Source organism: Pseudoalteromonas spongiae UST010723-006 (assembly GCF_000238255.3).
GTDB lineage: Bacteria > Pseudomonadota > Gammaproteobacteria > Enterobacterales > Alteromonadaceae > Pseudoalteromonas > Pseudoalteromonas spongiae.
This window is the reverse complement of the sequence record NZ_CP011039.1, coordinates 138,334-163,197: the sequence shown is the minus strand read 5'-3', so window position 1 is coordinate 163,197 and position 24,864 is coordinate 138,334. Positions and strand designations below refer to the sequence as shown.

Sequence of the window (24,864 nt, the reverse complement as noted above, 5' to 3'; positions counted from 1 at the left end):
GAAAGGGGCTTTCGCCCCTTTAATATGTGTATTACTGCTCTAGTAAATCAATGAAGAACGCATACTCTAATGCAGTATCGTTTATGCGTTTAAAGCGACCTGATGCACCACCGTGACCTGCTTCCATATCCGTTTTGAATAGCAGTAGGTTATCGTTCGTCTTATATTCACGCAACTTAGCAACCCACTTCATAGGTTCAAAGTACTGTACTTGCGAGTCATGTAAGCCTGTAGTTACTAACAGGTTTGGATACGCTTGACGCTTAACCTGATCGTAAGGTGAGTAACTTAACATGTAGTCATAGTACGCTTTTTCATTCGGGTTCCCCCACTCATCATACTCGTTTGTAGTCAGTGGAATTGATTCATCAAGCATAGTGGTAACTACATCGACAAATGGGACGTGAGAAGCAACACCACGATATAACTCTGGCGCTTGGTTAATCACAGCACCCATTAATAAACCACCGGCACTGCCGCCAACCGCAAATACTTTATCTTTTGCACCATACCCTTGCTCTACAAGCGCTTTAGTTACGTCAACAAAGTCGTTAAAGGTATTTTTCTTAGTGAGTTTTTTACCATCTTCATACCAAGGGCGACCTAGCATTTGAGAGCCTCGAATATGGGCAATGGCGTAAACAAAACCACGGTCAAGCAGGCTTAAACGTGACGTTGAGAAAGTCGGGTCGAAGGTTGCACCATATGAGCCATAACCATATTGATAAAGCGGGTTAGTACCATCTTTTTTAAACTTATCTTTATGATAAACAAGCGATACAGGTACTTTTTTACCATCGCGTGCCGTTACCTTAATGCGCTCAGATACATAGTTATCAGAGTTAAAGTCACCTAATACTTTTTGTTCTTTTAGTACAGTTTTCTTACCGTCTTCTAACGTATATTCAATTACACTAGAAGGCGTTGTCATACTGGTGTAGTACAAACGAACAGATGCATTATCAAGTTCATTATTACCGTACATACCTGCAGCAAACGCAGTATCTTTAAAGTCCAGGTTAAACTCTTTGCCTGAATCTAGCTTACGCACAGTGACATTCGTTAAACCATTCTCACGCTCTTGATAAACTAAGTGATTATCAAATAACGTAATGTCTTCAAGTTTTACGTTATCACGCGCAGGGATAACTTCTTGCCAATGCGCCTTATCACCTACTTTACTTGCATCAACTTTCATTAAACGGAAGTTAACCGCATCTAGGTTAGTAGTAATGTAAAAATCGTTATTTAACTTAGCAATACTGTATTCGTGCTTATCTTCACGCGGAATAAAACGCGTTGGTTTCGCCTTGGCGTCGTTCGCATCAATAATTGATACACCGCGCGCTTCAGTACTTGAATGGTGAATGTAAACTAAACTACTGTCTTTACTCTTACTAATGTAAGTGTAGTAAGCTTTGTTTTTCTCTTCGTACACTAGCTCATCACTGCTTTGGTCCGTTCCCAGCACATGGCGGTAAACCTGATAACCAAGCAAGGTTTGCGGGTCTTTTTTGATGTAGTACAAGAAGGTATTGTCGTTACCCCAAACAATATTGCCTGACGTACCTTCAATTTTATCTTTTAAGTATTCGCCTGTAGTTAGGTCTTTAATGCGAATAGTGTAAATACGACGGCTTAATGTATCTTCGCCATACGCGAGTAAATTATCGTTTTCACTTACAGTTAGCGTGCTAACACTAAAATAATCATGTGCTTTTGCCAATTCGTTAACATCTAACAGTACTTGCTTATCAGTACCTGCTAAATCTTTTGCGCGCGTATATACGCTATATTCATTATCACCGCTTACTTCACTACCGTAAAAGTAATCGCCCTGTTTGACTGGTACAGATTGATCATCTTTAACAATGCGACCTTTGATCTCGTCAAATAATTGCGCTTGTAGTGCTTCAGTATGTTTTAATTTTTGTTCTGTATAACTATTTTCAGCCTCTAAATGCGCTAGAATTTCTGGATCTTTGCGCTCATCGTCACGCATCCAATAATAATTATCAACGCGTGTGTTACCGTGGTGCGTCATTTCAAATGGCACCTTTTTGGCGATAGGCGCGGCAATATCAGTTTTGTTGTTGTTTTGAGTGTTATTGCAAGCGCTAAGCACTAATAGTGAGAGTGCACTTAGTGCGATTGGTTTTAATGCTTTCATAAATATTCCCTTTGTATTTAACCTTCCCATGCTAACCCAGTAAATTAATTACGACTATAGTTTTGCGTAACGAATTGTAACAACGGTATATAACGATAATTTACGTGTATTTAGCCTAAATTATTAATCCATTCACTCATTACGACATGTGTTTTAATTTTTACGATATCAGGCTCTGCGTCTAAGTATTCTCTAATTTCATGAAGTCGTTGCATCGAATCTGTTTGCACGTAAACCAATAAATCCATGTCGCCAGTAATGCCATGGCACGTTAAAACTTCCGGGATCACCTGAAACACCTTAACAATGTTTGAACAACGCGTGCACTGATGCTGAATTTCAAAGTAAGCAGATACACCTACTTTTTGCGATTCACTTAGCAAGACTTGATAGCCGCGAATTTGCCCCTGACGCTCTAGTTTTTTAATCCGCTCTGTAACAGCTGAACGCGAGAGATTTACCGCATCAGCTATCGCCGATACGCTTTGCCTCGCGTTTATTTTTAACTGACCAATAATCGCCTGATCAAATTTATCCATTTGCATACTTAATCACCTAAACCTTCAAAGTGTTTTAATTTTGCAGTAATACCGTCATTTTACCTGCATATCACACACTCTGCCTAGCAACTCAAACAGTTTGAGATAGTAAATATTTCTATACTAGCGCTATTAAAAACCATAAACAAAGTAACATGAAATCAGTTAATACAGGCATTGGACGCTGGCAAGGCGCCGGCATGATGGCAACAACCTTACTCGGTACCGGAGTATTTATACTACCGCAGCTAACCGTCGAAATGTCGGGAAGTAATGCACTCTACGCTTGGCTTCTACTAACAGTCGGATTAATCCCTATTACTTATGTGTTTGGAAAGCTATCGTCACTTTTTCCACATTCAGGTGGCCCAGCTCACTTTGTTGAAAAAGCTTTTGGCAAAACTGCAGGCAGAGTCATTGGCTTAATGTTTTTGTTAGTCGTGCCAATTGGTGCACCCGCGGCCATTATTATGACCTTTCAGTTTGTGCAAGGAATGATAAATATTAGCGGTGTACAATTGTTACTCGCGGAACTCGCTGCGCTTTTATGCCTGTTTTACATAAATCGAAAAGGCATTCATGTTTCAGCAAAACTACAGTTTCTGCTTACCCTGTTAATCACCTTTATTGTCATGCTGTTATGTACTTTCAGCAATGAACAAGTCGTTATGCAATCGAACACAACGCTGAGTTTGGATAGCGATAAAATACTAAGTGCCGCGGGTCTCGCTTTTTGGAGTTTTCTTGGTGTTGAAGCTATGTCACACCTTGCCAATGAGTTTAAAAAGCCGAAGCAAGATGTTATTCCAGCGATGATTATAGGCAGTGTCATTGTTGGCGTGATTTATTTATTATCTACGGTATTAGTTTTGGCCCACCCTAATGATCAAAAGCTGGCGATTATCGGCGTATTTAACCACTATTTCAGTGGCGGTAACTATATCATTGGTATACTTGGTACAGCAGGTGGCCTTGCTACCATCAACGTTTACACAACAAGTCTGGCCAAACTTGTCGCAAGCTTCGCTGAACAAAAAGTATTGCCCAAACAATTAGCATACACAAACCAATATAATATACCGCAAAGAGCATTGATTTGTGTGCTGAGTATCATGGCAACAGTACTCGTTATAACTTATTTCAGCGGCCAAGATCTGGAAGGTTTAATAAACTGGGTAAATGGTGTGTTTGTTATTATCTATGTTGCAACCATGTGCTCTGCATGGGTATTGCTCGCAGCAAAACACCGTATTACGATTTCGTTAGGGTTTATTGCCTGCATGGCTCTTGCATTTGGCATTGGTGCGCACATGGCTTATGCACTGTTATTAGCTACGGTGTTAATACCTGCGGTAAAATGGCAAAAACGCCGCGGCAGTGTGCAACTCGCTAATAACTGCTAATGCTATAGCATAGCGAGATTACTGTTTTTAGTAGTGCCATCCTTTTTCCAAAAGACTAACGCTGGCACCTGAACTTCCCACATTTCATTAGCATTCCACACATACGGTGGTTGGTAGCGTTGTGTAAACACCACCTCTTCTAGCCCCGAGTTCTCCCGGGTAGATTCAAAATAAATATTAGTGCTGCGTACCACCAAAACTTCAGTTTGGCTAAGTGATTGTATGTGATTACGTGTAATTTGTTTTACGTAAGGCTCCTCTGGATTTTTAGGAAATAGAGATGAAACGATGCCTTTTTCAATTTGCTCTGTTTCATGCGAGATAAAATAAATGCCACTGCCAAGCGGGAATCGTCCAACCATACGTAAGAATAACGCACAAAAATTTGCGTTATACTCACCTTGCTTCATGCCATCTTTTAGAATGTCATATGCGCGATACATATTGCGATAATCATATTCCTCTTTGGTAGACAGCATAAACGAAGCATACACCATAGGAATACGCATCAAGTCACGCAGCTCAGGTTCTTGATTATCAAAATCAAGCAACTGGGTCATAAAATCTAACTTGGCATTTTCAATTTCAAAGAACTCATCACGTTCTTCTTTTTTATCAAAACGTCTTTGCGGTAAACCTACACCCTGACGTAAGTAGAGATAGGAGTTTCGTTTAATTCCAGCTAATAACTTATTACGCTGCTCTGCATCTAACAGCCTGAACCGATTACCTTGATAAATTGCTTCAGCATGAGGTGCATAAGAGCCAATATGGCGAAGCAAAGTAGCCTTAACGATGGGTTTAAGCACTTCTTCACGATAAGCCATTTTCTGCTCTTTGGTGAACGGCTTGTAATCATGACGCTGCATTAAGCTAACTTTATCGTATCCGATGATATCGCTCAGCGCTTGCTTTAAATAAGTTGAAGTAAATTGGTTAAATAGGCGAGCTTCTTCAAAAAGCGCAACGGTTAGTGCCGTAATATAAATTGGTTTGTTTTTTTCGTTTCGCGTACAACGAACCGTTTCATTGGGTAGCGGCGTTGAAAGTACCATGGTCCCCAAAAACTGACTGAATATTTTAGGCCCATCGAGCAAATCGAGAATATTATCGATTAGCTTTTCCAGTGAGATGTAACGCTCGCCACGAGCCTTCAAACGCTCGGCTGCAATTTGTTTGATGCGCAGCTCTGCTTCGTCAATCTTTTGATGTAGTTTTTCTAAATAACGCTGAGCAGATCGTTGCCCTTTAATAAGCGGATACTTACCTTTTTCTTTGCGGTAGTTTTCGACAATATCGATATGTTCTTGGTAAGCGACGATCTTTTTATTTAATTGCGCAAGTTCCGCTTCGTATTCGTAGTGTTTTTCAAAAAACAGAGACGCCTCTTCCAACATCTTACGATAATCATATTGGAATTCTGATATTTTCTTCGAGATAGCGCTAGCCATATTTGGGATAGCGGATAACCGATCTGTTTGATACTGAATAAAGCGCTTCATATTTTTATTATATTATTTTTAGCAATATTTTACTGTGCACAATAAATGTAAAAAGGATCACTTCTATATCGACATAGAGAAGACAATTTTACAACAAAGTTGACTGACATTAATCAGGAGAAAGCCTGAGGCAACAATTCGATCAATGATTCAATATTACTATATTACGTTTAGAAGACATAAGAAAATCAGTCTTACTTTTTGTAGAAAGCGTTTTAATCAGTTACATGTGAATGAAATTAGCCTAGTTATGAAGCTTAGTGAGATTCACACGCCATAACGCTCAGAAACAAATGGGTGAAAATGGACCGACAAAAATATCCGGAATATATTTGAACAGCTCTGCTGGTCCGAAGGACGGAAGGCAAGACGCCTGTAGTTAACTAAGTTTCGCAGTGTAATGAGGTGATGGAAGGCCAATTTAACCAAGCTACAGGGAAGTATTTATAACGATTCATTGAAATATAATCTATCTTCAAATGCCCACAGCGGTGAAGAGGCACATGGGTGACGATGGACCGAAACAGAGTTTCGCAGCCTGACGAAGTGAGCGCAAGGATGCGCGATGGCACCCAGCTTTATGGGCATTGTTCCAAGTTCATTAAACGCCCAAACGCAAAAGCCCGCTCATTGAGCGGGCTTTTTACTTAATTAGGAGCTTGGCGATGTTCTACTTTCACATGGGCGAACCCACACTATCATCGACGCTGTTTCGTTTCACTTCTGAGTTCGGCATGGGGTCAGGTGGTTCCAAAACGCTATAGTCACCAAGCAAATCTGGTTGACTTAAGAGCTTGTCTTAAATCTAAATCTGGAAAACTGTCTTTTTATCTCAATTCGTAAAGTTATCTACTTTAGTTCTTTGCTCTTTCGAGCTATTCAACTTCTGCGGGTCTAAACCACTTTGGCGTTGTATGGTTAAGCCTCACGGGTAATTAGTACAGGTTAGCTTAATGGCTCACACCACTTCCACATCCTGCCTATCAACGTTGTAGTCTTCAACGGCCCTTCAGTTAACTCAAGTTAAAGTGAGAACTCATCTCGAGGCTCGCTTCCCGCTTAGATGCTTTCAGCGGTTATCGATTCCGAACGTAGCTACCGGGCAATGCAATTGGCATCACAACCCGAACACCAGCGGTTCGTCCACTCCGGTCCTCTCGTACTAGGAGCAGCCCCTCTCAATTCTCAAACGCCCACGGCAGATAGGGACCGAACTGTCTCACGACGTTCTAAACCCAGCTCGCGTACCACTTTAAATGGCGAACAGCCATACCCTTGGGACCGACTTCAGCCCCAGGATGTGATGAGCCGACATCGAGGTGCCAAACACCGCCGTCGATATGAACTCTTGGGCGGTATCAGCCTGTTATCCCCGGAGTACCTTTTATCCGTTGAGCGATGGCCCTTCCATTCAGAACCACCGGATCACTATGACCTACTTTCGTACCTGCTCGACGTGTCTGTCTCGCAGTTAAGCTTGCTTCTACCATTACACTAACCGTACGATGTCCGACCGTACTTAGCAAACCTTCGTGCTCCTCCGTTACTCTTTGGGAGGAGACCGCCCCAGTCAAACTACCCACCAGGCACTGTCCACAACCCCGATTCAGGGGCCTATGTTAGAACATCAACACTACAAGGGTGGTATTTCAAGGACGGCTCCACACAATCTAGCGACTGTGCTTCAAAGCCTCCCACCTATCCTACACATGTAGGGTCAATGTTCAGTGCCAAGCTGTAGTAAAGGTTCACGGGGTCTTTCCGTCTAGCCGCGGGTACACAGCATCTTCACTGCGATTTCAATTTCACTGAGTCTCGGGTGGAGACAGCGTGGCCATGGTTACACCATTCGTGCAGGTCGGAACTTACCCGACAAGGAATTTCGCTACCTTAGGACCGTTATAGTTACGGCCGCCGTTTACCGGGGCTTCGATCAAGAGCTTCGCCGAAGCTAACCCCATCAATTAACCTTCCGGCACCGGGCAGGTGTCACACCCTATACGTCTTCTTTCGAATTTGCAGAGTGCTGTGTTTTTAATAAACAGTCCCAGCCACCTAGTCACTGCGACTCCCGTCCGCTTAGAGAGCAAGTCTCATCACAGATAGGAGCGTACCTTCTCCCGAAGTTACGGTACAATTTTGCCTAGTTCCTTCACCCGAGTTCTCTCAAGCGCCTTAGTATTCTCTACCTGACCACCTGTGTCGGTTTGGGGTACGATTCGAAATAATCTGAAGCTTAGAGGCTTTTCCTGGAAGTATGGCATCAACAACTTCCACACCGTAGTGTGTCGTCTCGTATCTCAGCCTTAGAAACCCGGATTTGCCTAAGTTTCCAGCCTACATACTTTCACATGGACAACCAACGCCATGCTTGTTTAGCCTGCTCCGTCCCCCCATCGCAATTATTCCAAGTACGGGAATATTAACCCGTTTCCCATCGACTACGCCTTTCGGCCTCGCCTTAGGGGTCGACTCACCCTACCCTGATTAGCATGGGATAGGAACCCTTGGTCTTCCGGCGAGCGGGTTTTTCACCCGCTTTATCGTTACTCATGTCAGCATTCGCACTTCTGATACCTCCAGCATACCTCCCGGTACACCTTCAACAGCTTACAGAACGCTCCCCTACCCCGCGAATAAATTCGCAGCCGCAGCTTCGGTGGTATGTTTAGCCCCGTTACATCTTCCGCGCAGACCGACTCGACCAGTGAGCTATTACGCTTTCTTTAAAGGATGGCTGCTTCTAAGCCAACCTCCTGGCTGTCTGGGCCTTTCCACATCGTTTCCCACTTAACATACACTTTGGGACCTTAGCTGGCGGTCTGGGTTGTTTCCCTCTCCACGACGGACGTTAGCACCCGCCGTGTGTCTCCCGGATATTACTTATTGGTATTCGGAGTTTGCAAAGGGTTGGTAAGTCGGGATGACCCCCTAGCCTTAACAGTGCTCTACCCCCAATAGTATTCGTCCGAGGCTCTACCTAAATAGATTTCGGGGAGAACCAGCTATCTCCCGGTTTGATTAGCCTTTCACTCCTAGCCACAGGTCATCCGCTAGCTTTTCAACGATAGTCGGTTCGGTCCTCCAGTCAGTGTTACCTGACCTTCAACCTGCCCATGGCTAGATCACCGGGTTTCGGGTCTATACCCAGCAACTAAACGCGCAGTTAACGCTCGCTTTCACTACGGCTCCCCTAAATGGTTAACCTCGCTACTGAATATAAGTCGCTGACCCATTATACAAAAGGTACGCAGTCACAGAACGAATCTGCTCCTACTGCTTGTACGTATACGGTTTCAGGTTCTATTTCACTCCCCTCACAGGGGTTCTTTTCGCCTTTCCCTCACGGTACTGGTTCACTATCGGTCAGTTGGGAGTATTTAGCCTTGGAGGATGGTCCCCCCATATTCAGTCAAAGTTTCACGTGCTCCGACCTACTCGATTTCACTGTAAATAAGTTTTCGTGTACGGGACTATCACCCTGTATCGTCAAACTTTCCAGAATGTTCCACTAACTACATTACAGCTTAAGGGCTAATCCGATTTCGCTCGCCGCTACTTTCGGAATCTCGGTTGATTTCTTTTCCTCGGGGTACTTAGATGTTTCAGTTCTCCCGGTTCGCCTCACTTACCTATGTATTCAGTAAGTGATACCACTAAGTGGTGGGTTTCCCCATTCGGAAATCCTAGTCTCAAGCGCTTTTTACTAGCTTGACTAGGCTTATCGCAAGTTAATACGTCCTTCATCGCCTCCAACTGCCAAGGCATCCACCGTATACGCTTAGTCACTTAACCATACAACCCAAAATGGTTTGTATCGTCAAAGACAGTTTTTAACTCCGCCAGAAGTTAAATATTGAATACTAAAGTAGATACCAACATAACTTTCGTTATGCGGCATAATTTTCTTTACTTTATTTTGAGAACTCTAAATTAAATAATGCACTTACAAGTAAGTACTTAATTTAAAGTTTGTCAGCTTTCCAAATTTTTAAAGAGCAAATTAACTAAGCTATTGCTTAGCTAACAATCATCTGTGTGGACACTTCGAACAAAAAGTTCTAAATCGTATAAGGAGGTGATCCAGCCCCAGGTTCCCCTAGGGCTACCTTGTTACGACTTCACCCCAGTCATGAATCACTCCGTGGTAAGCGCCCTCCCTAAGGTTAAGCTACCTACTTCTGGAGCAACCCACTCCCATGGTGTGACGGGCGGTGTGTACAAGGCCCGGGAACGTATTCACCGCGACATTCTGATTCGCGATTACTAGCGATTCCGACTTCATGGAGTCGAGTTGCAGACTCCAATCCGGACTACGACGCACTTTAAGTGATTCGCTTACTCTCGCGAGTTCGCAGCACTCTGTATGCGCCATTGTAGCACGTGTGTAGCCCTACACGTAAGGGCCATGATGACTTGACGTCGTCCCCACCTTCCTCCGGTTTATCACCGGCAGTCTCCTTAGAGTTCCCGACCGAATCGCTGGCAACTAAGGATAGGGGTTGCGCTCGTTGCGGGACTTAACCCAACATCTCACAACACGAGCTGACGACAGCCATGCAGCACCTGTCTCAGAGTTCCCGAAGGCACCAAACTATCTCTAGTAAGTTCTCTGGATGTCAAGTGTAGGTAAGGTTCTTCGCGTTGCATCGAATTAAACCACATGCTCCACCGCTTGTGCGGGCCCCCGTCAATTCATTTGAGTTTTAACCTTGCGGCCGTACTCCCCAGGCGGTCTACTTAATGCGTTAGCTTTGGAAGACAGTTCCGAAAAACCGAACTCCTAGTAGACATCGTTTACGGCGTGGACTACCGGGGTATCTAATCCCGTTTGCTCCCCACGCTTTCGTACATGAGCGTCAGTGTTGACCCAGGTGGCTGCCTTCGCCATCGGTATTCCTTCAGATCTCTACGCATTTCACCGCTACACCTGAAATTCTACCACCCTCTATCACACTCTAGTTTGCCAGTTCGAAATGCAGTTCCCAGGTTGAGCCCGGGGCTTTCACATCTCGCTTAACAAACCGCCTGCGTACGCTTTACGCCCAGTAATTCCGATTAACGCTCGCACCCTCCGTATTACCGCGGCTGCTGGCACGGAGTTAGCCGGTGCTTCTTCTGTTGCTAACGTCACAGCTAGCAGGTATTAACTACTAACCTTTCCTCACAACTGAAAGTGCTTTACAACCCGAAGGCCTTCTTCACACACGCGGCATGGCTGCATCAGGCTTGCGCCCATTGTGCAATATTCCCCACTGCTGCCTCCCGTAGGAGTCTGGACCGTGTCTCAGTTCCAGTGTGGCTGATCATCCTCTCAAACCAGCTAGGGATCGTCGCCTTGGTGAGCCATTACCTCACCAACTAGCTAATCCCACTTGGGCCAATCTAAAGGCGAGAGCCGAAGCCCCCTTTGGTCCGTAGACATTATGCGGTATTAGCCATCGTTTCCAATGGTTGTCCCCCACCCAAAGGCATGTTCCCAAGCATTACTCACCCGTCCGCCGCTCGTCATCTTCTAGCAAGCTAGAAATGTTACCGCTCGACTTGCATGTGTTAGGCCTGCCGCCAGCGTTCAATCTGAGCCATGATCAAACTCTTCAATTAAAAGTGTTTTTGGACTTACGTCCGACTCAATGAATTCTGATTTTGATATCATAAAGATATCGAATTGACTGTGCTGAAATAAATTTCTTTATTCCGTTGGTCACTCAGTTCAATTAAGTCTAAATTTTGTTACGCTTTAAAAGCGTATGTTAGAACTTAATCTGTACGAGTGCCCACACAGATGATTGCTTCTATTTGTTAAAGAACTACGTTCTCAGCTTAAGGCTGTTTAAAGAACGCTGCAAGTGCCTTACTTGCCGCGACGCTTCGTCGCTGTTAGGGCTGCGTATGTTACGCTTTCCTATTTTTTTGTCAACACTTAATTTTGATTATTTTCTTTTTATTTTGAAAACGTTCAAAACTCAGTTTTACTTGACTCAACCAACTCGTGATTCGCTGCTATGCTGCGTCGTTCCCCGTGTTTGTGGAGGCGCATTATAGAGAGATCCGAATTTGGATCAACCCCTATTTCAAACTTTTTTTAGTTTTTTGGATCGTTTGGGTGAAATACGTACAAAACAGCTCATTTTTGTACGTTTTCTTATAAAAAATGCCCTTTAAAGCGAGTTTACTTGTGAATTTTGGGCCTCAGTATTAAATGATTGCTGCGTTACCTCACCCCAATATTCATCATTAATCTTTGTTTCAGAGTAGTTTGCATTGAAGCTTGTGATTGCGTTTCGCCAAAATTGCGTTGCCTTGCTTGCACCCGCAATCTGTTTAATCTGCCATGCACCACCATAATGCTGCCAAATCCAACTCGCGAATCTACTTCCTAACCCTTGCTCTCTTAAACTTGGAACTATGTAAAACTCACACACCTCAAATTGTTTACTATCAACTCGTTTTATTGCTGCAAATCCAATTGGCTTACCTTCTAAATAACAGAGCAAACCAAAAACATTAGCAACCAGCTCTGTGTCGAGATCGAACAGTCCCATGTGGTTAGGTAATTTACCTGTGATTTTTGAAAACTCGGCTTCATACCCTTGCAACAAGTTTAAATACACACGCATGTTGGTTTGTTCTACTACAACTACTTCCACTGCTATCACTCATTTGACCAATAATTTTTCAATCATCACACAAAACCGCTGTTAAAAAAATATAAATAGTGCTTTACCTCAATCTAACTTGAGCTTTTATAGTCATCCTGCTTTCTCAATTTAAGGAGTGATTTTATGAACTCATTTACACGCTACCTTTGTACTTTAAACAAATATTCAATCTTGGTATCTACTTCACCATTAAAATAAGGAACCACAATGTTTTTGGAACACGTTAATTTAGTTGTTACTGATCTAAATAAGTCACTGACTTTTTATCAAGCAGCTTTTCCACACTGGAGAATTCGCTCAAAAGGAAGTGGAGAGTGGTACGGCAAGGCACAGCAATGGCTGCACTTTGGCGACGATTTAAATTATATTGCATTCAGTGACCATGGTGAGGGAGAGATAAGAAAACTCTCTGGTCATCAAACAGGACTCGCGCACTTTGCCTATGTTGTGAGTAATTTAGATGCACTCATAATGCGTATGTGTGACGCAGGCTTTTTTGTCGATAAGGGCAGTGAGCATCCTTTTCGTAAAAATGCCTATTTTATTGACCCTGACGGATTTGAAGTGGAGTTTGTTGAGTATTTAAGTGATCTGCCTTCTGAGCGAAATAGCGACTAGCGTACACTTGGCGTTCTAATATGTTATTCGCTAGTTACAGTTAACTGGACTAAGGTCTCAATTAATTTATTAATATCGATGGGTTTTGCAAGATGAACGTTAAACCCTTCACTTAAATACCTTGTTACATCACTTTCAAGTACGTTTGCTGTTAGCGCTACTATTGGGATGGTGTTATTTAGTTGCCGAATATATTTGCAAGCTTGTTCACCATCCATCTCTGGCATTTGAATATCCATAAAAATGATGGCTGGGTTTTCTTGTTGAAACAAGTCGATTGCTTGTTTTCCATTTTCAGCGATTAATAGTGTTGCTTTCGCTGGCGCCATAATTGCCTTAAACACAGTTTGATTTACTTTATTATCTTCAGCCAACAAAATGGTTGTGCCATTGAGTGACGGCATCGTTAACTGTGCATCATCTCGTGGTTTTAATACTTCACGACTTTCGTGTATCAATGGAATTGTGAGCTTAAATTGAGAACCTTTATTTAGTTCACTCGTCACTTCAATTTTACCTTTCATTAAGTGAACGAGTTGTGCAACGATTGCAAGCCCTAAACCTGTGCCTCCGAATCGCCGTGTTGTCGACGTATCTGCTTGTTCAAAGCGTTCGAACAAACGTGTTACTTGGGTATCGCTCATACCAATACCTGAATCTGCTACTTCGACTTTAATACCTCGCTTATACTTTACAACCTTGACGTCAATTTGACCTGAGTCTGTAAACTTAATCGAGTTACTAATTAAGTTGAGTAAGATCTGCTTAATACGTGTCGGGTCACCTTTCCACACACCTGTTACTGAAGAGGTTGAATGTAGTTTCACTACTAATCGTTTTACATCTGCAATACTCTTTTGCTCAGTTACCGTGTCTTTAACCAATTTTTCTAAATCAAATTCGGTAGATTCAATTTCGAGTTTTCCGGCTTCTAACTTAGATATATCGAGAATATCATTAATTATAGTTAGCAGTGTTTTACCTGAAGAAAGCGCACTGTCAGTGAGCTCTTGCTCTTTTGCCGCTTGTTTGGATTTTCTTAGCAATTGCAATGTGGATAAAACAACATTTAACGGGGTACGAATTTCATGGCTCATGTTTGCAATAAATTCGTTCTTTACTTGATCTGCTTTTTTGAGTTGTTCAATTACTGTGGCTAATTGTGCTGTTTTGTCTTTTACCTTACGCTTTAGCTGATCGTTAAAACCCGCAATAATTAAAGTAAACATCACACCAATTGCTGCAATAATAAAACCCACAATAAGTGTAAGCCAACTTAACCAATCCTTTTTGGTATTTTCAAAACTATCGGTACTCTCAAAATGAACCAGCCAATCACGGCCAAACCATGCTAACTGATAAGATTTAGCGAAGTGTAGACTATGGCTCGTATTATGTTGCTGTTCTAAACCTGCAACGTACGGCGAACTAGGCGATTGCTTGTCTGAAATTGAAAAATGATAATAATCTGAAGAGGCATCCTCAAGCATTAGCTTTTCAAGCGACTTATCAACTTCAATCACCACTTCGGCGATACCTAATAGCTTGTCGTCACTATTTCTAAATACCGGAAAGTAAATTACATTGCCTGTTAATTTATCTGATTGTTGCTGTAAGCGAACCGGCGGTGTTGCTTTAATTGCCCGTGCATTTATCGCTTCAAATACGGTATCACCTGCAATTGGGTGACTCGCTAAATCGAGACCAATAGCCAAACTATTAGTAGCGTATGGCGCTGTTAGACTGATTGGAAAAATTTGTGAAAACTGCCTGCTTTCATCGATGATTCTAAGTTTTGATCCTTCTAGCCCTCGTTCAGACTGTTTTTCATACCAAACTTCTAACTCTTCACGCTCTAAACAATCTAACCAAGCAATTGCACGGTAAGGAATACCGCCATTATTAAGAGATGATGCAATTAACTGAAATTCATCAATATTGGGATCAATACCATTACGAAACAAAGTTGCCAAAGCAAACAGGTTAGTTTCGATTTGTCGTTTGAGTATTTGTAATTCGTAAACTTTCTTTTCAGTAATATCTGCGAAAGTTAGGTTTAAATTTTTACGATACACTTCTTTTGAATAAGAAAATGTAAAGCACACGGATATCAGCAATAAGGTACCAGTAACCAATACAACTTTAACGTTACTCACTGGGCTAAAAAGCTTAGATGGAAGTAACATGCCAAATAATGGGAAGAAAAACAGCACGCCAACACTGTCACCAACCCACCAAGTGAACCAAACAAAATCGACGATACTAAATGGAATAATGCCCTGTAAGTATAAAGAGCTGGTACCAACTGTTGCAGACACCATACAAGCAAACGGACTGACTAAAACTAGCGCTTTTAACAAAGGTTTTGCTGCATTTAAGCTAAGTGGAAAATCACACAATTTTTTTAGGAGCAAACAGCTAATGACAGCCTGCAACAAAGCGCCCGCCGCACGAACACTGTTCCACATTAAATCGGAAGCAGAAATGGAAAAAATATCGTTTCCTGAACTATAAATATTTGCCAGTAAAGCGCCGACAAAGATTGGTATATATGCCTTACTACCATAGCGCAGTGCGACAATTGCGGCGTACCCAGCAGCTGGCCATACTGCACTCGCAAAACCAGGCTCTATACGAAAGAAAGTACCGAATACACCAAAAGAATAATAACCAAGCACGATGAGTACAAAAATAACTACATCGTTGCGAAGTAATCTTGTAAGAGTAAGCGGCATTCAGTAAGCCTTATTTTGTATAATGAACTGTTTAAACATAGCACAAAAGTTAGTTCATAATACGATTAATCAAATGCTTAAATGTTTCACGTGCTGACTACAGCAACTATATAAAATTATAGCGGGTAACAGATCGCATTAGGCTTTTGAAGCACTAGAGCAATACTTAACTCTTGGGATAGCGAAGCGTTAATTGTGCAACAAGTGCGATATGGGGTAATAAGTAACGCTGAATATTAATGAATAGCGAATGAGGAAGTTCCATTCATTCAACTGCTCTACAAAGTAATATGCTTAAAAGCTAAGTACACTGTTTCTGAACGGCTGTTCAAGGCAAGTTATCGCCAAACGATCGGTAATATAAAATGATGTGAAACGAGAACGTTAAATTAAACAAAGTATCGGTATTTTTGACATAAAAAAACCCGAGCCTAAACTCGGGTTTTTCAATGCTTATGCATTAACTATCAAGAATTAGTCTTCGATAGTTGCTACAACACCAGCACCTACTGTACGGCCACCTTCACGGATCGCGAAACGTAGACCTTCGTCCATCGCGATTGGAACGATTAGCTCAACAGTCATCTTGATGTTGTCGCCTGGCATTACCATTTCTACGCCATCTGGTAATTGGATATCACCTGTTACGTCAGTTGTACGGAAGTAGAACTGTGGACGGTAGCCTTTGAAGAATGGCGTGTGACGACCACCTTCATCTTTAGATAGTACGTATACTTCTGAAGTGAACTTAGTGTGTGGCTTGATTGAACCAGGCTTACATAGAACCTGACCACGCTCAACTTCATCACGCTTAGTACCACGTAGAAGTGCACCAATGTTCTCACCAGCACGGCCTTCGTCTAGAAGCTTACGGAACATTTCAACACCCGTACAAGTAGTAGTCGTAGTTTCTTTAATACCTACGATTTCTACTTCGTCGTTCACGTTGATGATACCAGCTTCAACACGGCCTGTTACTACTGTACCACGACCCTGGATTGAGAATACGTCTTCGATAGGCATGATGAATGGCTTATCGATGTCACGCTCTGGCTCTGGGATGTAAGTGTCTAGTGCTTCTGCAAGCTCAACAATCTTGTCTTCCCACTCTTTCTCGCCTTCTAGTGCTTTAAGAGCTGAACCTTGGATTAGTGGTAGGTCGTCACCTGGGAAATCGTACTCTGAAAGAAGTTCACGAACTTCCATCTCTACTAGCTCTAGTAGTTCTTCGTCGTCAACCATGTCACATTTGTTCATGAATACGATGATGTAAGGTACACCAACCTGACGTGAAAGAAGGATGTGCTCACGTGTCTGTGGCATTGGGCCATCAGTCGCTGCTACTACTAGGATTGCGCCGTCCATCTGTGCAGCACCTGTGATCATGTTTTTAACATAATCCGCGTGTCCTGGACAGTCTACGTGTGCGTAGTGACGAGTTGGTGTATCGTACTCAACGTGTGAAGTTGAGATTGTGATACCACGCTCACGCTCTTCTGGAGCGTTATCGATTGCTGCGAAGTCTTTCGCTTCACCACCGTATACTTTTGCAAGTACGTTAGTGATTGCTGCTGTTAGAGTTGTTTTACCGTGGTCAACGTGGCCGATTGTACCTACGTTTACGTGCGGTTTCGAACGTTCAAACTTTTCTTTTGCCATTTTCTTAAATTCCTATAAAGAAATTAAAGTCCGATCCCACATGAATCGGACCGAACTAAAATTACTTAACAGCGCGAGCTGCAATAATTGCGTCTGCAACATTTGAAGATGCTTCTGCGTACTTGAGGAATTCCATCGAGTACGAAGCACGCCCTTGTGTTGCAGAACGAAGGTCTGTTGCATAACCGAACATCTCAGCAAGCGGCACTTGTGCGTTTACTTGCTTAAGACCACCTGGCGCTTCGTCCATGCCTTCGATCATACCGCGACGACGGTTTAGGTCGCCTACTACATCACCCATGTTTTCTTCAGGGGTGATAACTTCAACCTTCATAACCGGTTCTAATAAGGCTGGGTTCGCTTCAAGCGCACCTTTCTTGAATGCCATAGAACCTGCGATCTTAAACGCCATTTCATTCGAGTCTACATCATGGAATGAACCATCATATAGCGTCGCTTTAACGCCTAATACAGGGAAGCCAGCTAATACACCATTTTGCATTTGCTCAGCAACACCTTTTTCTACCGCAGGAATGTACTCTTTTGGAACAGCGCCACCAACGATTTCGTTAACGAATTCGAAGTTTTCAGCATCTTCTTCCGTAAAGTCCATTGGCTCAAGTTTCAGCCAAACGTGACCATATTGTCCGCGACCACCAGACTGACGTACAAACTTACCTTCAACTTCAACAGTTGAGCGGATAGCTTCACGATACGCAACCTGAGGTTTACCAACGTTACATTCAACGCTGAATTCACGTTTCATACGATCAACGATAATATCTAAGTGAAGTTCGCCCATTCCTGAAATGATGGTCTGGCCTGATTCTTCATCTGTTTCGACACGGAAAGATGGATCTTCAGCCGCTAGTTTACCTAACGCGATACCCATTTTTTCTTGGTCAGCTTTGGTACGCGGTTCAACCGCAACTGAAATTACTGGCTCAGGGAATTCCATACGCTCAAGTGTAATGTGCGAATCAAGTGAACACAGAGTGTCACCTGTTGTTACATCTTTCAGACCAATTGCTGCCGCGATGTCGCCAGCGCGAACTTCTTTAATCTCTTGACGGTCATTTGAGTGCATTTGCACAATACGACCAAAACGCTCACGTTTAGCTTTAACTGGGTTGTAAACTGTATCACCAGTGGCTACAACACCTGAGTAAACGCGGAAGAAAGTTAGCGTTCCAACAAATGGGTCGGTTGCAATTTTAAATGCAAGCGCCGCAAATGGTGCATTGTCATCAGCAGGACGTTCTTCTTCTGTCTCGCCGTCGTCTAAAACACCTTGGATTTGCTTAACTTCAGTTGGTGACGGCATGAATTCAATCACAGCATCAAGTACCGCTTGTACACCTTTGTTCTTAAATGCAGAACCACAGGCCATTGGAACGATTTCGTTCGCAAGCGTACGTTGACGAATTGCTGCTTTGATTTCTTCTTCCGTTAATTCACCATCTTCTAGGTACTTTTCCATTAACTCTTCGTTTGCTTCAGCAGCAGACTCAACTAAATGAGCACGCCATTCTTCAGCAAGGTCTTGAAGGTCAGCAGGAATATCTTCGTAAGTGAAGCTCATGCCCTGGTCTTCTTCAGACCAGTTAATCGCTTTCATCTTGATAAGATCAACGACTCCTTTGAAGTCGTCTTCAGCACCGATAGCAAGTTGGATTGGTACAGGTACAGCGCCTAAACGGCTCTTAACCTGCTCAACTACCATCAAGAAGTCAGCACCTACGCGGTCCATCTTATTAACAAAGATCATGCGTGGTACTTCATATTTATTTGCTTGTCGCCACACCGTTTCCGTTTGTGGCTGGACACCAGATGAAGCACAAAGTACTACAACCGCACCATCGAGTACGCGTAAAGAACGCTCTACTTCGATAGTGAAGTCTACGTGTCCTGGCGTATCAATAATATTGATACGGTGGTCTTCGAACTGAGCGTCCATACCTTTCCAGAAACATGTAGTTGCAGCAGAAGTGATCGTGATACCACGCTCTTGCTCCTGCTCCATCCAGTCCATAGTTGCGGCACCGTCGTGAACTTCACCGATCTTATGACTAAGACCGGTGTAGAAAAGAACACGTTCTGTAGTGGTGGTTTTACCCGCATCTACGTGGGCACAAATACCGATATTGCGATAACGCTCAATTGGAGTTGTACGTGCCATAATATCCTCTTAAAACTTAAGAGCTTACTACCAACGGTAGTGAGCGAATGCCTTGTTCGCTTCAGCCATACGGTGAACGTCTTCACGTTTCTTAACCGCAGTGCCTTTGTTTTCAGCAGCATCAATCATTTCTTGTGCAAGACGTAAGCCCATTGATTTTTCACCACGCTTACGAGCTGCTTCAACTAACCAACGCATACCTAATGCGTTGCGACGAACTGGGCGTACTTCTACTGGTACTTGGTATGTTGAACCACCAACACGGCGAGATTTAACCTCTACCTGTGGGCGAACATTTTCAAGTGCCGATTCGAAGATTTCTAGGTGCGACTTGCCTGATTTCTCAGCAGCCACGTCTAGCGCACCATATACGATTTTTTCAGCAGTTGACTTCTTACCGTCTAACATTACTACGTTAACGAATTTAGCAAGAAGCTCTGATCCGAACTTCGGATCTGGAAGAATTTTACGTTGACCTATTACGCGTCTTCTAGGCATTTTAATCTCTCCGATTTCTTCAGGTTCGCTTTACTTCAGCGAATCCCCAAAACAATATTAATTACAAATTTAAGTGCTTGGCCTTACTAACGGAGAACCATTAGCCCTTAGGGCGCTTAGCACCGTACTTAGAACGACCTTGACGACGGTCGTTAACGCCTGCACAGTCAAGTGCACCGCGAACAGTGTGGAAACGTACACCTGGTAAGTCTTTAACACGACCACCACGGATAAGAATTACACTGTGCTCTTGAAGGTTGTGACCTTCACCACCGATGTATGAAGTTACTTCGAAACCGTTCGTTAAACGAACACGCGCTACTTTACGTAGAGCCGAGTTTGGTTTCTTAGGTGTTGTTGTATATACACGAGTACATACGCCACGCTTTTGAGGACAAGCCTTAAGCGCAGCTGAGTTATTTGATTTAACCTTGCTGCGACGTGGCTTACGCACTAGCTGGTTGATAGTTGCCATTAAATAGCTCCTAATAAATTAAACTAAACTACTGAAAAAAATCCGACCTTTTACTTCACTGAGCAAAAGGGTGGCGGAATTTTAATGAGCAAAGTTTAACCTGTCAACATAAACTGCACATATAGCCCGAAATTTAGGCTATATGTGCGAGTTGCGATTAAGGTTATTCTTGCTCGCCTTCGATGCCAGCATTAAGTGCATCAGTTAGTGCTTGTGATGCTTCATCTACACTAACTGTTTGCTCTTCAACACTTTCACCTTGTTTGCGACGATTGATACGGTCTTGGTGGTAGGCAAAACCAGTACCCGCCGGAATCAAGCGACCTACAATTACGTTTTCTTTAAGACCACGTAATTCATCGCTCTTACCATTTACCGCTGCATCAGTAAGAACACGAGTTGTCTCCTGGAATGATGCTGCAGAAATGAATGATTCTGTCGCAAGTGATGCTTTAGTAATACCCATTAGCTGAATTTCATATTTAGCTGGGATCTTACCTTGCTCTTCAAGTTCACGGTTTGCGATATTTACGCGCGCCACTTCAACTTGTTCACCTGCTAGGAATTCTGTATCACCACCGTCTAGGATGATGCACTTACGGATCATCTGACGAATGATAGTTTCGATGTGCTTATCGTTAATTTTTACACCTTGTAAACGGTATACTTCTTGTACTTCGTTTACGATGTAGTTAGCAACATCAGTTACACCACGTAGGCGAAGGATATCGTGTGGTGACTCTGGGCCGTCGGCGATAACTTCACCTTTCGATACTGATTCACCTTCGAATACGTTAAGCTGACGCCATTTCGGAATCATCTCTTCGTATGCATCACCTTGCTCTGGTGTAATAACTAAGCGTTTCTTACCTTTAGTTTCTTTACCGAAACTAACAGTACCTGTGATTTCTGCAAGAATTGCTGGATCTTTCGGCTTACGCGCTTCAAATAAGTCAGCAACTCGAGGTAGACCACCGGTGATATCACGAGTCTTCGAACCTTCTTGCGGAATACGTGCTAATACTGCACCAGCCGCAGCCGTTGAACCATCAGTCACTTCAATAGTAGTGAATGAAGGAATACGGATTTCTTGAAGACCGCGCTCATCATTTTCAATGATTAACTTAGGTTCTTTCGCGTTAACTTTCGCAAGGTCTTTAACAACCATACGCGTAAGACCAGTTAGTTCGTCTGTTTGCGATTCTACGTTTGAGTCATCAATGTCGCTGAACTGAACTTTTGATTCGTGTTCAACAATGATTGGGTGACTATGCGGATCCCATGTCGCAACGATATCGTTACCAGCTACTTCAGCACCATCTTGTACTGAAAGAACCGCACCGTAAGGTACTTTATAACGCTCTTTCTCACGACCGTGCTCATCGATAACTGTGATTTCAGTTGAACGAGATGTGATTACAATCTTACCATCTGAGTTAAGAACGTATTTAGCGTTGTGCAGCTTTAAGCTACCGTTGTTCTTAACTTGTACACTGTTCTCTGCAGACGCTCGAGATGCCGCACCACCGATGTGGAAGGTACGCATCGTAAGCTGTGTACCTGGCTCACCGATTGATTGAGCTGCGATAACACCTACTGATTCACCTGGGTTAATTAGGTGACCACGTGCAAGGTCACGACCGTAACAATTAGCACATACACCGAAGTCGTTATCACATGTGATAACTGAACGTACGCGTACTTCGTCCACTGAGTTCTCTTCTAGAAGGTCACACAGTTTTTCGTCAAGCATTACGTTACGCTCAACAAGTACTTCTTCAGTACCTGGCTTTAATACGTCTTCAGCAACTACACGACCTAATACACGCTCGCGTAGCGGCTCAACAACGTCACCACCTTCAATTAGTGGCTTCATTGTTAGACCATCTTCAGTACCACAGTCTTGCTCGTTGATTACTAAGTCTTGTGCAACGTCTACTAGACGACGCGTTAGGTAACCCGAGTTCGCTGTCTTAAGTGCTGTATCGGCAAGACCTTTACGCGCACCGTGCGTCGAGATGAAGTACTGTAGTACGTTTAGACCTTCACGGAAGTTCGCCGTGATTGGTGTTTCGATGATTGAACCATCTGGACGTGCCATTAGACCACGCATACCCGCTAACTGACGGATCTGAGCGGCGCTACCACGTGCACCTGAGTCGGCCATCATAAATACTGAGTTGAATGAGTCTTGCTCTTCCTCAACACCTTCAGCGTTGATTACAGTATCTTTTGATAAGTTTGCCATCATTTCACGTGATAAGTTTTCATTTACACGTGACCAGATATCGATAACTTTGTTGTACTTTTCACCCGCAGTTACAAGACCAGACTGGAACTGTTGGTTGATTTCGTTAACTTCTGCTTCAGCTGCGTCGATGATTTCAGCTTTAACTGGTGGGATTTCCATATCGTTAATACCGATAGAAACACCCGACTTCATCGCGTAGTGGAAACCTGTGTACATTACTTGGTCAGCAAACACTACTGTGTCTTTTAGACCTAGACGACGGTAACACTCGTTAAGAAGACCTGAAATCTGCTTCTTACCCATTGCCTTGTTAACAAGTTCAAATGGTAAGCCTTCAGGCATAATTAGTGAGAAAATTGCACGACCTACTGTTGTTTCAACTAGGTGTGTAATTTCGCTCTTGTCGCCTTCTTCACTGATAACCGTTTCAGTTAAACGAACTTTAACGCGTGCGTGTAAGTCAGCAACACCTGTGCGGTATGCTTTCTCAGCTTCTTTCGCGTCTTTGAATACTAAACCTTCACCGTTCGCATTAATGCGATCGCGTGTCATGTAGTAAAGACCTAATACAACGTCCTGTGAAGGTACGATGATTGGCTCACCGTTCGCTGGTGAAAGAATGTTGTTGGTTGACATCATTAGCGCACGTGCTTCTAGCTGTGCTTCTAATGTTAACGGTACGTGTACCGCCATTTGGTCACCATCGAAGTCAGCGTTATATGCCGCACACACTAATGGGTGTAGGTGAATCGCTTTACCTTCGATTAATACTGGTTCAAACGCCTGGATACCAAGACGGTGAAGTGTTGGTGCACGGTTAAGTAGAACCGGGTGCTCACGAATTACTTCATCTAGGATATCCCAAACTTCCGGTACTTCTCGCTCTACCATCTTCTTCGCAGCTTTGATAGTAGTCGCCATACCGCGGCGCTCTAATTTACCGTAGATAAATGGCTTGAATAGCTCGAGTGCCATTTTCTTAGGAAGACCACACTGGTGTAGTTTCAGTGTAGGACCTACAGTGATTACAGAACGACCTGAGTAGTCAACACGCTTACCAAGAAGGTTTTGACGGAAACGACCTTGCTTACCTTTGATCATGTCTGCAAGCGACTTAAGTGGACGCTTGTTAGAACCTGTGATCGCACGACCGCGACGACCGTTATCAAGCAGTGCATCTACCGCTTCTTGTAACATACGCTTTTCGTTGCGTACGATAATGTCTGGTGCAGCTAAGTCTAAAAGACGCTTCAGACGGTTGTTACGGTTGATTACACGACGGTATAAATCGTTCAGATCAGATGTAGCAAAACGACCGCCATCTAGTGGTACTAGTGGACGAAGATCTGGTGGAAGAACTGGTAATACAGTCATGATCATCCACTCAGGGTTGTTACCTGATTGGTGGAATGATTCCATCAGCTTAAGACGCTTAGTGATCTTCTTACGCTTAGTTTCAGAGTTAATTGTTGGTAACTCTTCGCGCATTTCTGCAATTAGCTGACCAAGGTCTAGGTCACGAAGTAGATCAAGTACAGCTTCTGCACCCATCTTAGCTTCGAACTCGTCACCGTGTTCTTCTAATGCATCTAGGTATTCTTCTTCACCTAATAGCTGACCACGCTCAAGCGTTGTCATACCCGGTTCAGTTACTACGAATGATTCGAAGTAAAGTACACGTTCGATATCACGTAATGTCATGTCTAACATTAGGCCGATACGAGACGGTAATGATTTAAGGAACCAAATGTGCGCTACAGGGCTAGCTAGCTCGATGTGACCCATACGGTCACGACGAACCTTAGTTAATGTAACTTCTACGCCACACTTTTCACAAATAACACCACGGTGCTTTAAGCGCTTATATTTACCACATAAACACTCATAGTCTTTTACTGGGCCGAAAATACGAGCACAGAATAAGCCGTCGCGCTCAGGCTTGAAAGTACGGTAGTTGATTGTCTCAGGTTTCTTTACTTCACCGAATGACCATGAACGTACCATATCTGGCGAAGCTAGACCGATGCGGATCGCATCAAACTCTTCGGTCTTGTTTTGTTGCTTCAGAAACTTAAGTAAGTCTTTCACCTTAGCTCTCCTAAAGGAGGTTAATCTTGGGGGCGGTTCATTTTAGCCACCCCAGCTATTCGTTCGCGAAAGGCGCTTATCTATT

At 43.3% G+C, this 24,864-nt stretch carries 12 protein-coding genes and 3 rRNA genes; 2 read left to right on the top strand and 13 right to left on the bottom strand.

The features are described from left to right. Positions 1-31 precede the first annotated feature (31 nt). Positions 32-2,170 (bottom strand): S9 family peptidase, encoded by a 2,139-nt coding sequence (locus PSPO_RS00745; protein ID WP_010562239.1) that lies wholly within the window; start codon positions 2,168-2,170, stop codon positions 32-34. 110 nt (positions 2,171-2,280) lie between these two features. Further along, on the bottom strand, positions 2,281-2,709 hold the full coding sequence (locus PSPO_RS00740; protein ID WP_010562240.1) for an Lrp/AsnC family transcriptional regulator: 429 nt from the start codon (positions 2,707-2,709) through the stop codon (positions 2,281-2,283). A gap of 155 nt (positions 2,710-2,864) precedes the next feature. Between PSPO_RS00740 and yjeH the strand changes: the two genes are divergently transcribed. Beyond that, positions 2,865-4,112 (top strand): L-methionine/branched-chain amino acid transporter, encoded by a 1,248-nt coding sequence (gene yjeH, locus PSPO_RS00735; protein ID WP_010562241.1) that lies wholly within the window; start codon positions 2,865-2,867, stop codon positions 4,110-4,112. Between the two features lie 2 nt (positions 4,113-4,114). Here the strand turns inward: yjeH and PSPO_RS00730 are convergent, their stop codons facing one another. The 5 genes from PSPO_RS00730 to PSPO_RS00710 all read right to left on the bottom strand — a co-directional run bounded on the left by PSPO_RS00730 (position 4,115) and on the right by PSPO_RS00710 (position 12,264). Then, a complete protein-coding gene (locus PSPO_RS00730; protein ID WP_148665214.1) occupies positions 4,115-5,614 on the bottom strand; it encodes a hypothetical protein in 1,500 nt (499 codons plus the stop codon). A gap of 657 nt (positions 5,615-6,271) precedes the next feature. After that, positions 6,272-6,386: ribosomal RNA gene (rrf, locus tag PSPO_RS00725) — 5S ribosomal RNA — on the bottom strand. A gap of 142 nt (positions 6,387-6,528) precedes the next feature. Beyond that, positions 6,529-9,409: ribosomal RNA gene (locus PSPO_RS00720) — 23S ribosomal RNA — on the bottom strand. A 276-nt stretch (positions 9,410-9,685) separates the two neighbouring features. Next, positions 9,686-11,218: ribosomal RNA gene (locus PSPO_RS00715) — 16S ribosomal RNA — on the bottom strand. Together the 16S, 23S and 5S rRNA genes form the textbook arrangement of a ribosomal RNA operon. Positions 11,219-11,775: 557 nt before the next feature. Continuing rightward, positions 11,776-12,264, bottom strand: a complete 489-nt coding sequence (locus PSPO_RS00710) for a GNAT family N-acetyltransferase (protein ID WP_010562305.1) — start codon at positions 12,262-12,264, stop codon at positions 11,776-11,778. A gap of 219 nt (positions 12,265-12,483) precedes the next feature. Between PSPO_RS00710 and PSPO_RS00705 the strand changes: the two genes are divergently transcribed. Further along, on the top strand, positions 12,484-12,894 hold the full coding sequence (locus tag PSPO_RS00705; RefSeq protein ID WP_010562304.1) for a VOC family protein: 411 nt from the start codon (positions 12,484-12,486) through the stop codon (positions 12,892-12,894). 23 nt (positions 12,895-12,917) lie between these two features. Here the strand turns inward: PSPO_RS00705 and PSPO_RS00700 are convergent, their stop codons facing one another. From PSPO_RS00700 to rpoC, 6 genes are all read right to left on the bottom strand, one after another. Beyond that, positions 12,918-15,629 (bottom strand): ATP-binding protein, encoded by a 2,712-nt coding sequence (locus PSPO_RS00700; protein WP_021032973.1) that lies wholly within the window; start codon positions 15,627-15,629, stop codon positions 12,918-12,920. Positions 15,630-16,103: 474 nt separating this feature from the next. After that, on the bottom strand, positions 16,104-17,288 hold the full coding sequence (gene tuf, locus PSPO_RS00695) for an elongation factor Tu (protein WP_010562291.1): 1,185 nt from the start codon (positions 17,286-17,288) through the stop codon (positions 16,104-16,106). A gap of 61 nt (positions 17,289-17,349) precedes the next feature. After that, positions 17,350-19,467 (bottom strand): elongation factor G, encoded by a 2,118-nt coding sequence (gene fusA, locus PSPO_RS00690; protein ID WP_010562302.1) that lies wholly within the window; start codon positions 19,465-19,467, stop codon positions 17,350-17,352. 27 nt (positions 19,468-19,494) lie between these two features. Further along, complete coding sequence (gene rpsG / locus PSPO_RS00685) at positions 19,495-19,965, bottom strand: 30S ribosomal protein S7 (RefSeq protein WP_010562301.1); 471 nt, start codon at positions 19,963-19,965, stop codon at positions 19,495-19,497. 100 nt (positions 19,966-20,065) lie between these two features. After that, positions 20,066-20,440, bottom strand: a complete 375-nt coding sequence (gene rpsL, locus PSPO_RS00680; protein ID WP_010562300.1) for a 30S ribosomal protein S12 — start codon at positions 20,438-20,440, stop codon at positions 20,066-20,068. Positions 20,441-20,603: 163 nt separating this feature from the next. Beyond that, positions 20,604-24,779: a DNA-directed RNA polymerase subunit beta' gene (gene rpoC, locus PSPO_RS00675; RefSeq protein ID WP_010562299.1), complete on the bottom strand. Its 4,176-nt coding sequence runs from the start codon at positions 24,777-24,779 to the stop codon at positions 20,604-20,606. Positions 24,780-24,864 lie beyond the last annotated feature (85 nt).